Source organism: Oxynema aestuarii AP17 (assembly GCF_012295525.1).
Taxonomy (GTDB): domain Bacteria; phylum Cyanobacteriota; class Cyanobacteriia; order Cyanobacteriales; family Laspinemataceae; genus Oxynema; species Oxynema aestuarii.
Window position 1 is genome coordinate 3030297 of the sequence record NZ_CP051167.1, and the last position, 13422, is coordinate 3043718.

Annotated in this window: 12 protein-coding genes and 2 pseudogenes; 7 read left to right on the forward strand and 7 right to left on the reverse strand. The window is 50.4% G+C overall.

Features of this window, described 5'->3' with window-relative positions:
* Nucleotides 1-41: 41 nt before the first annotated feature.
* On the forward strand, nt 42-491 hold the full coding sequence (locus HCG48_RS12360) for a T3SS (YopN, CesT) and YbjN peptide-binding chaperone 1 (protein ID WP_168569432.1): 450 nt from the start codon (nt 42-44) through the stop codon (nt 489-491).
* A gap of 46 nt (nt 492-537) precedes the next feature.
* On the opposite strand, the gene HCG48_RS12365 is transcribed toward HCG48_RS12360, so the two are convergent.
* Nucleotides 538-1602 carry a YheT family hydrolase gene (locus HCG48_RS12365; protein ID WP_168571862.1) on the reverse strand — a complete coding sequence of 355 codons (1065 nt, stop codon included), beginning with the start codon at nt 1600-1602 and terminating at the stop codon, nt 538-540.
* A gap of 350 nt (nt 1603-1952) precedes the next feature.
* On the opposite strand from HCG48_RS12365, the gene HCG48_RS12370 reads away from it, so the two are divergent.
* Entirely contained in the window at nt 1953-3458 is a 1506-nt protein-coding gene (locus HCG48_RS12370) for a CHASE3 domain-containing protein (protein ID WP_210437227.1), read from the forward strand.
* Between the two features lie 80 nt (nt 3459-3538).
* Here the strand turns inward: HCG48_RS12370 and HCG48_RS12375 are convergent, their stop codons facing one another.
* The 4 genes from HCG48_RS12375 to HCG48_RS12390 all read right to left on the reverse strand — a co-directional run bounded on the left by HCG48_RS12375 (nt 3539) and on the right by HCG48_RS12390 (nt 7021).
* Entirely contained in the window at nt 3539-4228 is a 690-nt protein-coding gene (locus HCG48_RS12375; RefSeq protein WP_168569434.1) for an HAS-barrel domain-containing protein, read from the reverse strand.
* Between the two features lie 110 nt (nt 4229-4338).
* Nucleotides 4339-4536 carry an NAD(P)H dehydrogenase subunit NdhS gene (locus HCG48_RS12380; RefSeq protein ID WP_168569435.1) on the reverse strand — a complete coding sequence of 66 codons (198 nt, stop codon included), beginning with the start codon at nt 4534-4536 and terminating at the stop codon, nt 4339-4341.
* 67 nt (nt 4537-4603) lie between these two features.
* A complete protein-coding gene (rodA, locus tag HCG48_RS12385; protein ID WP_168569436.1) occupies nt 4604-5857 on the reverse strand; it encodes a rod shape-determining protein RodA in 1254 nt (417 codons plus the stop codon).
* Nucleotides 5858-5950: 93 nt separating this feature from the next.
* On the reverse strand, nt 5951-7021 hold the full coding sequence (locus HCG48_RS12390; RefSeq protein WP_168569437.1) for an Mrp/NBP35 family ATP-binding protein: 1071 nt from the start codon (nt 7019-7021) through the stop codon (nt 5951-5953).
* A gap of 587 nt (nt 7022-7608) precedes the next feature.
* Here HCG48_RS12390 and hemF point away from each other — a divergent pair.
* On the forward strand, nt 7609-8652 hold the full coding sequence (gene hemF, locus HCG48_RS12395) for an oxygen-dependent coproporphyrinogen oxidase (RefSeq protein WP_168569438.1): 1044 nt from the start codon (nt 7609-7611) through the stop codon (nt 8650-8652).
* Between the two features lie 49 nt (nt 8653-8701).
* Nucleotides 8702-9070, forward strand: coding sequence for an STAS domain-containing protein (locus HCG48_RS12400; RefSeq protein ID WP_168569439.1), 369 nt, complete (start codon nt 8702-8704; stop codon nt 9068-9070).
* A gap of 88 nt (nt 9071-9158) precedes the next feature.
* Here the strand turns inward: HCG48_RS12400 and HCG48_RS12405 are convergent, their stop codons facing one another.
* On the reverse strand, nt 9159-9797 hold the full coding sequence (locus HCG48_RS12405; RefSeq protein ID WP_168569440.1) for a chromophore lyase CpcT/CpeT: 639 nt from the start codon (nt 9795-9797) through the stop codon (nt 9159-9161).
* A gap of 120 nt (nt 9798-9917) precedes the next feature.
* On the opposite strand from HCG48_RS12405, the gene psb29 reads away from it, so the two are divergent.
* The 3 genes and pseudogenes from psb29 to HCG48_RS12420 all read left to right on the forward strand — a co-directional run bounded on the left by psb29 (nt 9918) and on the right by HCG48_RS12420 (nt 11945).
* Complete coding sequence (gene psb29, locus HCG48_RS12410) at nt 9918-10685, forward strand: photosystem II biogenesis protein Psp29 (RefSeq protein WP_320415783.1); 768 nt, start codon at nt 9918-9920, stop codon at nt 10683-10685.
* Nucleotides 10686-11141: 456 nt separating this feature from the next.
* Nucleotides 11142-11216: pseudogene (locus HCG48_RS26845) on the forward strand (hypothetical protein); the annotation flags it as partial.
* A 57-nt stretch (nt 11217-11273) separates the two neighbouring features.
* Complete coding sequence (locus HCG48_RS12420; RefSeq protein WP_168569441.1) at nt 11274-11945, forward strand: GvpL/GvpF family gas vesicle protein; 672 nt, start codon at nt 11274-11276, stop codon at nt 11943-11945.
* Nucleotides 11946-12081: 136 nt separating this feature from the next.
* On the opposite strand, the pseudogene HCG48_RS12425 reads toward HCG48_RS12420, so the two are convergent.
* Nucleotides 12082-13299 (reverse strand): annotated as a pseudogene (locus HCG48_RS12425) (RNA-guided endonuclease InsQ/TnpB family protein).
* Nucleotides 13300-13422: the final 123 nt, after the last annotated feature.

The following is a 13422-nucleotide window of genomic DNA, read 5'->3' on the forward strand; positions in this document are numbered from 1 at the left end:
TCTGTACTCTAGGGCTTAAATCAGTAAGGAGAACGAACGAAATGCAATTTCAGACCCCCGCTCAAGAAGCGTGCTATGACAAAATCGCATTGTGGATGAAAGAATTATTCGGAAAATTCCCTTGCGCCCGACAGGACATTCCCGGATTGGGTCTGTTTATGGGATCCGCCTTGGTCGAGGTTTTGGTGTTCCCCTGGCGGGACGATGCCATTATCAACACCCGCTCTTACGTCGTTACCGGAATCGAACTTTCGCCGGAACTCCTGCGTTTTTTACTCGAAGAAAATACGCAAATGCTGTTCGGAGCTTTTGGCATTGATGGCAATGGCGATATTGTCTTCGAGCATACAATCGTCGGCTCGACTTGCGACAAAAAAGAGCTGCAAGCTTCGGTGAATGCCGTTTTAGAAGTAGCGGACGAATATGACGATAAAATTGTCGAAAAATGGGGCGGTCAGCGAGCACTCGACCGAATGCAAGCGGTTCGCTAACCCCGTTTTAAACCCCGTTTTAACTAAATGGGGTAACCCCATTTAGTTAAACCCCCACGGAACAAGCGCGATCGCACCAGTCTAACACTCGATTCCACCCCCACCAACAATCCGGATCTCCCGCCAATTCTTGACTGGGGCGATCGCTGATATAGCCCACGTGACCGCCATATTTCGTCATCAGTAATTCCAGCGCCGGATTTTGAGAACAAATCTGTTCCAACTCGCCGACAATTGCCGGGTGAAACATCGGATCGTCTGCTGCATATAAAATTAACGTCGGTTTGTCGAGATGCGGCAGTAAAGGTAAAGGACTGCTGGCGTTATAGTAGGCTTCGACGCTGGGAAAACCGAGAGGTGCAATCACCAATTCGCGATCGAATCCTTCAATACTGTTCGCTCTCAAAATTGCCTCGGGGTCGATCGCTTCCCCGTGAACTTCGTGCAAGTGCCACGCCAATTTTTTTAATTCTTTAGCGATCGCTTTTTCTAAATATTTCCCCCAAGGATGTTGGATTAAATAAGACAGCGATCGATTGGAATCGAGATTCGGACAAATCACCGCAGCGCCGCCAAGTTCTTCCGGTTCCAAGTCCAAATCGTCGCCCCAATGGGCGATCGTTTGCGCCGCTTTCACCCCCCACAGGGCCAACTGTCCGCCGAGGGAAAAGCCGGAAAACCAAAACGGCCCGGGACAACCCATTGCCTTCGCCTGGGCCGCAATCCGCACGAAATCCTCGCCTTCGTACAACCCGTCGGAGGTCAGGGTCGGCGACAATTCCCCGGTTTTCCCGTGGGCCCGCCAGTCGAACAAAACTACCGCATAGCCGCGCGCAAAGGCTTTGCGTCCGAGCAAGTGAAGGAACCACTGTTGTTGTAAATCTCCGGTAATTCCGTAAGTGGCGACGAGGGTTCCGCGAGGGCGTTCGGGAATCGCAACCCAGCCGAAAATAGGAACGTTACCCGCTCCGGAAAATACGGTTTCGCGATAGGGCGGTTGGGGGTCGGCGATCGTTTTTTGCCAAGAACGGCTCGCCCACAATGCCGCATAGAGGGTCATTAACAGGCCATTTTTGAGTAAGGCAGGGGGAGCGTATTGCGGATAAGCCATCGTGCGATCGTTGAGACTGAATGAAATAATAGTAAACATTTCATAGGAGATCTTCAATACAACTAGGTTTTCAACCCAAAAACGATCGATCTCCTGGTCGTTTAAATGTAAAATAGATGACAAGTATTTTGCTTCGATCTTCGTAATTCTACTCTGGAAATTAGAGGATTTTTTCTTTATAGTTTTGGGTAACGCAGAGCGGCGATCGCATCAACATTCTCATGTTTTCCACGGCAGGAGCGATGGACTCCACCAGAAAGTGGTCGTTCGAGAAGTAGTTAGGCCGCAATCATAGAATAAGGGTGCAATTTACGGATTGAAGCAAGATTCTTAAAATCGATCGAGAGCAATTGGTTGAAAATTTTCTCATGCAAAAAATAAGAACGGGTCACCAGCAAGGGATCGATCGCCAATGGAGACTGGGCAAGGTCGTTCCAATTTCTTTGGGCATCATCACCTTTGTCAATGTCGTCATTGCAGCAACTTATTATACAAGTACTCAAAGTTTAGTGAATTCTACCAGATGGGTTAACCATACCAATGAAGTCAAGGCCGATCTTCGGTTATTAGAAAAGAAAATGGTTGATGCTGAAACGGGACAAAGAGGTTTTCTTGTTACCGGAAAGGAAAGTTATTTAGACCCTTATTATCAAGCCGATCGGGAGCATAAAATAATTTTAGTAGAATTAAGAGAAAAAATTCAAGATAATCCCGCTCAACTTCAGAGGTTAGCAGAACTTGAAAATCAAATCCAAGAAAAATTTAGCGAATTATCACAAACGATAGAGTTAAAAAAAGCGGATCGAGAACAAGAGGCTAGGGCGATCGTCCTCAGCGATCGAGGCCAGCAGATCATGGATGAAATTAGACGGATACTGGCTGTTATGGAGGACGAAGAAAACGACCTGCTAGTAAGTCGGACAGAAGACGCACGACGATCGCAGCAACTCGCCCAGTTCGTAAGTCTCCTCGGAACGGGTGGGATTTTGGCGATCGTTGCCGCGATCGTGTGGTTCGTTCGTCAAGGGGTTGTCAACCCGATCGAACAAATTGCCTCTGATTTGAGCGTTTCGTCGGAACAGATCGCCACGACCATTGTGGAACAAGAACGGATTGCCAACGAGCAAGCAGCTTCCGTTCATCAAACAACCACTTCAATCGATGAATTAGGTGCATCGTCGAGACAAATGACCGTGCAAACGGAAGCCGCCGTTACAAAAGGCCATGAAGTGGTTTCGTTTATTGAAGAAGGCACTGAGGTTGCACGAAAGAGTACTAATGCAATGTCTATTTTAGAAACTAAAGTTAATAAAATTACACAGCAAACTCGTTTATTGAATCAGCACACCGTCGAGATTGGTAATATCTCCAGTTTACTGAGTAGCTTTGCCGCACAGACGAATATACTGGCGTTAAATGCAGCCGTGGAAGCGGTTCGTGCGGGGGAACATGGCAAAGGATTTAATGTTGTCGCGCTGGAGATCCGCAAACTGGCCGATCGCAGTCAAAGTTCGGCGAACCAGATCGGCAAGCTCGTCGATAATATTAAAAATTCGATCGGTGCCACCTCGATCGCCACTGAAGAGGGTTCTCAAACCGTAGAGCAGGCGGTAGAACTTGCGGCCAAAACTGCGGGAACTTTCCAGAAAGTGGCAGATTCAAATCATACGATGATTTTAAACCTTCAAGAAATTGCAGCCAATATTCAGCAACAAGATCTGGCGATCGGCCAAATTGTTGAAGCGATGAATTCCATCAACCAAGGGACGAGTCAGACGGCGAGTGGGATGGGTCAAACTAAGGTGAGCATCCAACAACTCAACCAATCGGCAAAACGACTGAAAAATTTAATGTAATTTACCGTTGCGGGAGGGAGGGTGAGGACGATCCACCATCCCCGATCTAAAATCTAAAATCTAAAAAATCTAAAATCCCCTTACGGGTGAATTTGATTTAAAATCAGCCGGAGGCGATCGTAATCGTCTCTGAGTAAAATACTTAACGTGCGTCCCGCTTCGACTAACCAGGGGCGATCGTACTGGCGCAATTGATAAATTTCGCGAATAGTGGCCGCCGTCAGAGCATCGACCGGGGCGCCCGGGACTTGCAGCAAAGTTCTTAAAAAGTCGAAGCGTTCGGTAAAGTGGACGATTTGTTCGGGGATGCAGCGATAAACCCCTTGATGAATTTGCGGCGGACGGGGGGGAATGTATTGATAAATGCGAGAGGGTTGGCGAGTCGCAGTGGCGATCTTTTGGCCCGTTCCGTTATCTGCATCGTCCGGGGGTGCAAATCCGGCGATCGCCGCCCGAAATTCAGTTTTGAGCATCGCGAAAATTTGCGGTTGTTGTTCGCGCAACTCGTCAATCGACAATCCCAACGCCCGGGCTCGATGTACCGAGTCAATCGGCGTCGTCGTCGCGTAATAGACCACCGCATAAATTTGATTGCCCGATTCTTCGTCCCACGAAGTCACCCAACTGCCAAACGGGGGCATCATCGGAAAACTCAGATCGTCCGGTTCGAGACATTGGGCTAAAAATTCCGTCGTCGCCGTTTCGATCACCTCGGCGATGTGGTGGGGATGGCGCGAGTCTCGCTCTAATTGCGGGAGAGATAAACGCATGGTAGGACAGTAGGCGCGTAGGGACGAACGGGTGAAAGCGCGACGGAGAAAGGGCTAGGGAAGCACGGGCAGCCAGATCGCCTCGCCAGTCGTCCCCAACCCTCGACCCGTTATTTTCCTTTGCTGCGACCTGCGGTCGCATCGACGAGTTCGAGTTCCGAGAGGCGGAAGGAGATCAACTTATCCCAGTTTCCCCCTTCAAACAGTACCGCCGCTTTGCCGTCGGTCACTCGCTGAACTTGTCCTTGAAATCGGTAGTACGTATCGCCAGGATTAATCACTCGCACTGCGGAGCCGGGTAAAATCATAGTTTCTTCCTCAATTCAACTCTCGCGATTTTCCTTTTCCAGCTTACAAGCAGTTGCCCGCCCGGGGTTAAAACTTCCTTCGCTGTCGGTGATTGGCGACCGATTCGACGACGCCGATCGCCATAAAATTGGTCAGGAGTGCCGATCGCCCGTAACTGATCCAGGGAAGCGGAATCCCGGTGACCGGGGCCAAACCGATAGTCATCCCGATATTGACGATCGCCTGGAACACCAGCATCGACAACACCCCGATCGCCAGTAACGAGCCAAAATTATCTTTCGCCGTTTGCGCGATCGCCACTAAGCGCAAGCAAATCAACCAAAACGCGAGCAACAAGAAAATCGCACCCACAAACCCCAATTCTTCGCCGATCGCCGAAAAAATAAAGTCCGTATGTTGTTCCGGAATAAAATTGAGTTGGGTTTGGGTTCCGTTAAACAACCCCTTGCCGTAAACCCCCCCCGCACCGATCGCAATCCGCGACTGAATCAAGTGATAGCCACCACCGAGGGGATCTCTCTCCGGATTGAGGAACAGAATCAAGCGCTCTTTTTGATAGTCTTGCAAGACTGATTCCCACAAAAACTGTCCCAACTTCCCCGACAAAAAATTAACGCTTACCGCCGCCAAAGAAGCGTAGCGCGTCGTCGGAATCGTCAGCCAAGCCAAGACCCCCATCAGGGCGACCCACAAAAACCATCCGGGCATGTAAATCCCGAATAAAACCCCGGAGACGATCGGCGACGCCAGCAAGATCAACCATCCCGGATTGGCATTTCCCCAATAGAGCATTCCCAAGGTAATCGCACCAAACACGAGAGAGGTTCCCAAATCCGGTTGCAGAAAGACTAACGCCCAAGGAACCGCAACCACCGCGAGGGTTTTACTGACCGCTTGAATACTCGAAGCCGTTTTATCGTGCAGTAAGGCCGCTAGGGTGATAATGACGCCTAATTTGGCAAATTCTGAAGGTTGGATGTGAAACCCTCCCACGGAGATCCACCGTTGCGCCCCCCCTCCTACCGTTCCGATCGCCATCACCGCAATCAGCGACAGGTTGGTGATCCCGTAAATCCACCATTTCCATTGAATGAGGATTTCATAACGCCACCGGGCGAGTCCCAGGGCGATCGCGATCCCCAACGCACCGATCGTGCCGTGTTGCCAACCAAAATTGGTGTCTTGATTGACTTCCGTACTGTAAATGACCACTGCCGCCCCTACAGTCAGGACGACGGTGGTGAAAAACAGCACCCAATCCATTTCCTGCCAGGGGTGGAACAGGGATCTCCAGCGATTCCAGAGCGACCTTTGAAACATCTTCGAGCCGTTTAAATAAAAGGCAAAAGGAAAAGGAAATCGAAGGACAAGACGAGTGTTTTCGACCTCCTTTTCCTATTTCACTGTTTACTTCTAAGCCAGTGCGGCAACAGAAACTTTAGCTGCAATTTGGCGGGCAATTTCTTGTAAGGCTTTAGCGGAAGCCGATTCCGGATGACCGATGACAATGGGAACCCCAGAATCGCCGCCTTCTCGCAAGTTGATTTCTAAGGGAATACATCCGAGTAAGGAGACTCCCAATTCTTCTGCGGTTTTTTCGCCGCCGCCCGAACCAAAAATGTCATATTGCTTGTCCGGCAGATCCGGGGGGATGAAATAGCTCATATTTTCGACAATTCCCAAGACGGGAACGTTTAATTGTTGGAACATCCTCAAGCCTTTGCGCCCGTCTAAAAGGGCGACGGTTTGGGGGGTGGTGACGATCGCCACTCCCGCCATAGGTACGGCTTGAGCGACAGTTAATTGGGCGTCACCCGTTCCCGGGGGCATATCTACGATCAGATAGTCTAACTCTCCCCACTGTACCTGATAAAGAAACTGACGAATCACTCCATTTAACATCGGACCGCGCCAAATCACGGGTTGGTCTTTATCGATTAAAAAGGCCATCGAAACCAGTTTGACGCCGTAGTTAAAGGCGGGTTCGAGGACATCTCCATTTTGTCCTTGGCGAACCATGACTTCCGCATCGGCCAATCCTAACATCGCCGGGTCGTTCGGTCCGTAAATGTCGGCGTCGAGTAAGCCGACTTTGGCGCCCGTTTGGGCGAGGGCGACGGCGACGTTGACGGCGACGGTGCTTTTACCGACGCCCCCTTTACCGCTAGAAATGGCGAGGATATTTTTAACGCCGTCGATGCCTTGGCGATCGGGTAAGGCTTTCTGTTGCGGGGTTTCGGCGGTAACTTCGATGTTGACCGTTTCGACCCCCGGGAGGGTACGCACGGCTTTTTCGCAGTCTTCGACGATGAATTCGCGTAAGGGACACGCCGGGGTGGTCAGCACGAGGGTGAAACTGACGCGATCGCCGTCGATCGCCACGTTGCGAATCATGTTCAATTCCACCAAACTCTTTTGCAGTTCGGGGTCTTGTACGGGTCGTAAAACGTCGAGGACGGCTTTGGAATCGAGGGGGTCGGACATCGGTGTTCTCCAAGATCGACTGCAAGGGGTTTAAGGATTATTTGGTAGTAGAAAAGCGGGGCATCCAGGGGGGCTTTCCCCGCTCGGTTTCCTAGAATACCTTCATTTTTGATAATTTTGGGCAACGACCCGACGGTCTGGGCAAACGATAAATTTTGGTAATGCACGCGCGCGGCGATCGCGCGGGTCTTTCCTTGCGAGTTTTCCCGGCAGTTCGTTATTTTCGCTTTTGCGCTACACTAAAACATCAAACCTTCTCTTATAGCGAACTATTCTCAATTCTTGAGATTTTGATAGCAAAAGTTTTCGGAAAAAGCTGCTTATTTTATCATCGTTGTTGCCCCGATCCACAATTATTGATTAATGTATCTTTTCTTATAGTAATATGTAAATCGGAAAATAGTTGACCCGGAATTCTTTAAGGTAGATATGATTTTCGAGGCTCCCTAAAGCTGACGCGATCTCGCGGTGTAAGGGAGTCTCTCGTACACGGAGGACGCGATCGCCGTGCGATCGCCCTCGGTGTTCGTCTCATCCGCTCGCAATGAGTTGTTTTATCGCGCGTTCACGAGAATTTAGTTGAGATTATGACAGTTTCTTCCACTTCTGAAGCGATCGATACCCAGTTTTTACCGCCTGCCGATTCGCGAGACCGAATCAGTCAATTCATGCGATCGCTGCAAGATTCAATTTGTCACGGTTTAGAACAACTCGACGGGGTCAGCACCTTCAAGGAAGATTCTTGGGAGCGTCCCGAAGGCGGCGGCGGTCGCTCTCGGGTCATTCGCGACGGTGGCATCTTCGAGCAAGGTGGCGTCAACTTCTCCGAAGTCTGGGGCAAACAGCTTCCCCCCTCGATCTTAAAACAACGGCCCGAAGCCGAAGGACACGGGTTCTACGCTACCGGAACCTCGATGGTCCTACACCCGCGCAATCCCTACATTCCCACCGTTCACCTGAACTATCGCTATTTTGAAGCCGGCCCGGTCTGGTGGTTTGGCGGCGGCGCCGACTTGACCCCCTACTATCCGTTTGCCGAAGATGCGGCCCATTTTCACCAAACCCTCAAAGCCGCCTGCGACCGACACGATCGCGAATATTATCCGGTGTTCAAGCGCTGGTGCGACGAATATTTCTATCTCAAACACCGCGACGAAGCGCGCGGGATCGGCGGCATTTTCTTCGACTACCAAGACGGTCGCGGACAACTCTATCGCGGTCCGGACCCGGACGGTCTGGCAGCACAATACAGCCAGAAATTAGGCGAAATCGAGCCGCGCGACTGGGAAAGCTTGTTCGGCTTCATTCGCGACTGCGGCGACGCCTTCCTCCCCGCTTACCGCCCCATTGTCGAACGCCGCCGCTCGATGGAGTACGGCGATCGCGAGCGCAATTTCCAACTCTACCGCCGGGGCCGCTATGTAGAATTTAATCTCGTTTACGATCGCGGCACCATTTTCGGATTGCAAACTAACGGGCGCACCGAATCGATCCTGATGTCCCTGCCTCCCTTGGTACGCTGGGAATACGGCTATCAACCCGAAGCGAATACTCCGGAAGCCGAACTTTACGAAACTTTCCTGAAACCGCAAAATTGGTCCGAGTGGACTGCTAGTACCTCGAAAGTCTAAGCTAAACTACGTAAGCGAGGTAGGCTAACTAGCGTAACAGGGAGGGTCCGTGATCCATATCGAGCAGAAAACCCACACGACCCAAGACGGGACGACCGTGATTGTCTTGGCGCCAACTGGACGCCTCGACATCACGACGGCATGGCAATTTCGCCTCAAATTGCAGGAGTGCATCTCTAAACTGAGCCGTCACATCGTCGTCAACCTGGGTCAAGTTAACTTTATCGACAGCTCCGGTCTGACGTCGCTAGTGGCAGGCATGAGAGATGCCGACAAAGTGAAAGGCAGTTTTCGCATTTGTAACGTTCACCCCGAAGCCAAATTGGTGTTTGAGGTGACGATGATGGATTCCGTTTTTGAAATTTTTGAAACGGAAGAAGAAGCACTCGAAGGCGTGCCGCGCATTCCGAGTGCTTGATGGAGAACCGAGATGGACGATCGCCGAATGACAATGCGTTTGCGTTGACCTCGGCATCGGAAATCTCAATTCTCCACCGCCATCGGCTTCAAGGGGTCAGTTCCCCGGCAAAATCTTGGAGCTTGCGAAACTCAAATGGACCGAGTAAGGCACCCCATAAGGGTTTGCCCGTCTCAGGGTCTATGCCTTTGTCGTGACTGAGCAATCGATCGGCAGAAACGTCAAATCCGAGATGGACTTGGCGAATTTGTCCTTCGTAGCTGAAGCAACAGCGTGCCGACTCCGGCAACACTGCCGAAAACTCATCGCTGCCATCCGCTCGCGATCGCCGAGTGACGGTGAGCTTGCACCCCGGTAGCCGCTCTAAGGCAGTCGGGGTGAGTGCTTCGAGTAATTTCGGGTGGCGTCCGGCGCCTCGGTAGGCTCCGGGGTCTTCGAGCATGTAATAGTGCACGACGAACTCGGGTGGGCGATCGCCCGCCTCTCCCGGTTCGGTAACGGCTTTCAGTTCCATCAGGCGCGGTCGGTACGCCTGTTCGAGGTTGACGACACTCGCTTGTTCGGCAAACAACACTAAACTGTTTTCGCCGAAAAGAGGGTGCGGTACGGGTCGTTGCCACAATCGTAAGTGGACGTACCACGCCGGATCGGCGATCGCCTGCTCTCGATTGTCAAATTCTCCCGCCAGGTAAGTCGCGAGAGTTCTCAGTGCTGGGGAAATGCTCATATCTGTTCGTGTCCGTTATCCTTACAACCCCGCGCGATCGCGCATCGCAGATGATTCAAAACTAGCGCAAGTGGGCGATCCCGAGATTCTCTCTTGGCAAACTTCCGCTTAAGCGGGACAATGGGTTTTACGTCTCCTTTGAATATTCCGCCCGTGAATAACGTCCGCACCGTCTCAGATACCAAACGAGCTTTCTACTCGACTCACACTCGTCCCATTAACTCGATCTATCGGCGAGTGGTGGAGGAGTTAATGGTCGAAATGCACCTGCTGTCGGTGAATACAGACTTTCACTACGATCCGATCTACGCTCTGGGAGTAGTGACCTCCTTCGATCGCTTCATGCAAGGTTATCGTCCCGAACGCGATCGCGAGGGGATTTTTAACGCCCTCTGTCAATCCATCGAAGCCGACCCGCAACAGTATCGCAGCGACGCCCAACGCATTCTCGACTCGACCCGAGAACTGTCCGATACCGAAATCCTCGGCGTTTTAAAGCGGTCTGAGGGGAACGATCGCACCCACGAACTCCAACAGTTGCTCTCAGAAATTTCTAGCAATCCCAAGTTTAAATACAGCCGTCTGTTCGGCATCGGTGTGTTTACTTTACTCGAACAAACCCAAGCCAATGCCCTTAAAGATGCCAAACAACGGGAAGAACTGTTTAGCGCGATCGCTGCCGCTTTAAATTTACCCGAAGAAAAAATTAAGAAAGACGTCGAACTCTATCAAAGCAACCTCGAAAAAATGACCCAGGCGCGCAGCGTCATGGAAGATATCATCGCCGCCGATCGCAAAAAACGCGAACAACGCGCCCAGCAACAAAAGCAAAAGGATGCGGTCGCCACTCCCCCCAGCAGCGACGACGAAGGCAATTCCGAGTCCTAGCTGTCGATCGGGAATTGGGGTTGAAAACCCCGTCCTAGAAGGACGGACTTATGCTGTTTGTGTTTCACATAAATAGCTGCTGGGATTCAGCGATCGATGCCATTGTTTACGAATTTGAACAAGAATAGCGACGCATTCCTCCACCTCGCGTCAGCAGGTGGGGGAGCATTCATATGCCTAACAGCTTAACTCCGACCCAACAGGAATTGGAGTTCTCAAGCTAAAAAGAACTTATCAAAAACATGGCGCCTTAACTTCAGCTTTACCCTTTTGATTTCGGTGTATTAACTTGACTGACAAGACTGGTGAGAGCTGCGTGTGAAAAGCGTACAAATTCCGCAGATATCCAACGTTAGAACAAAAGAATCTCCCGGACTTTTTTCGTGTTTGACAGAGATGAGAACACCGCCGTCAAGATCGTCAGAAAAGGACTAGCAAAGGACTGTCCCAAAGTATGGGAGAATTCATGCTTGGGGAGACAACAACCGAGGTCAGTTAGGCGAGAGTCTTTCCGATAAGTTCTGTATTTGAACCGAGAATCCCACGAATAGAATTGGTGGGACTGTCCATTTTAGTGACGCCAGTTCGATGTATGTTTACGCTTTTGTTTACCATCGCGATCTCGATTTAGAGTTGCCCCTAGGAATCGCGCGTCCGGTGCGTTTGGTGGTGGGCGATCGCCTCGCTGCGGTGGTCGAACCCGACGTGGCGATCGACGAATTGCAAGCCGACGACGAACGCCTGATGCACGCGGTGTTAGCGCACGATCGTGTTATTTGCGACATCAACCGCCAAACCGATGCGTTGTTACCCCTGCGCTTTGGGACTTTATTTCCATCGGAAGAGACCTTGCGCACTCATTTAAAGGGGCGCGATCGCGAATACGGCGATAAATTAGACCGACTTGCCGGAAAAGCCGAATTTACGCTCAAATTCACTCCCGGCGACTCTCCGGACGAGACTGCGCCTTCTCCACTCAAGGGCAAAGATTATTTATTGGCGAAAAAGCAGCGCTATCGAGAACGACAATTGTTTCAAAGGGAACAAAAGCGGGAATGGGAAGAGATTCGAGCTGCGATCTCGGCCCTTTATCCCGAGGCGATCGTCGCCGAAGCGCAAGAGGACAGCCAGCGCATCCACTTGCTCGCCCCTTATCCTAACGAGACCTTGTCCCAGGTTCACTTACCCGCATGGCAGCAGGCTTGTCCCCGATGGCAAATCCAGCTTGACGGACCGTTGCCCGTTTATCACTTTGCATAATTCCACCGAATCCGATCGCCTTTCTCAAAAATGATGACGGCGATCGGCTCTGGAACCCCGAGCGTGTCATCTCCTTGCTGGGGAACTTCCCGTCCCTTCATCTAAATAGTGAACTACCGCTATTGTAATCTTTGATTCAATAGCGGCTTCCCTCTTCACTGGGGACTGCGCTAGATAGAACTGAAGTTCTACCACCTCGTCTTACATCCCCTCCAAGGGCAGTAGAGCTAGTCCCTAACTCTAATATCCGTAAGCCTTCATTTTTGAGATTGATGGCGGCATTGATATCCCTGTCATGATGGGTTTGGCAATGTTCGCAAGTCCAGCTTCTCGCATCAAGAGACAAGCTTTTGATTTGATTGAGACATACATGGCAGGTTTTAGAAGAAGGAAAAAATCGATCGACTTCTAGATAAACTTTTCCTTCTGATTCAGCCTTGTACTTTAACATCGTACAAAACATCCCCCAACCGACATCACTAATCGCTTTGGCGAGTTGGTGATGGCGAACCATACCTATCCCCCCTTTAGTTCCCCCCTTATTAAGGGGGGTTAGGGGGGATTCGACCACAATCACTTGGTTTTCGTTCACTATCTTACGGGATAGCTTGTGGAGAAAATCTTCACGACAGCGACTTATTTTGGCGTGAATCTTGGCAACTTTTACCCGCGATTTATTGCGGTTGTTGCTGCCTTTCCTTTTTCGAGCATGTTTTTTCTGTTTTCTTTTTAGGTTTCGCGCGTGTTTATCAAAATGCTTGGGATTATTATATTGCGACCCCTCACTGGTCATCGCAAAATCGGTCAGCCCTAAATCAATGCCAATGGCTTTTCCTTCAGTTGAGAGAAAGGGAGGTTCTTTTTTACCCTCTACCAAAACTGAAGCATAATATTTACCATCTGGATTTTTGGAGAGGGTTACAGTTTTGATTTTTCCCTCAAAACTTCGATGCTGACGACAACGCACTAACCCAACTTTAGGCAGTTTGATGTAATTTCCCTCAACCTTAACATTTTGAGGATAACTGATAGATTGCCTTCCCTGCTTGGATTTGAATCGGGGTAATTTTGCCCGTTTCTCAAAGAAGTTTCGATAAGCGGTCGATCAGTTCAACGCCACGACTTGCAAGCATTGGGAATAGACATCTTCTTTAAGCCAAGGGTGTTCCTTTTTGAGGGCAGGTAATAATCCCTGAAGATAACCCCTCGATAGACCTTTTCCGGTCGCTCGATAAGTCTCTTGGCACAAATTTAACGCATAGTTCCAATACCAACGACAGCAACCAAAGCTCTTGGCTAAAGTCGCTTGTTGCTCGGGGGTTGGATAGATGCGGTATTTGTACGCCTTGAACATTATCACCGATATAGCCAGATGATAAGATTATCACTGATTTGCCGAAGAGTCGCTTTCATCCCACGATTCACCTTCGGTAGAATCGGGGAATTCCCGCTCCCATTGTTAAAAATTACATCAATA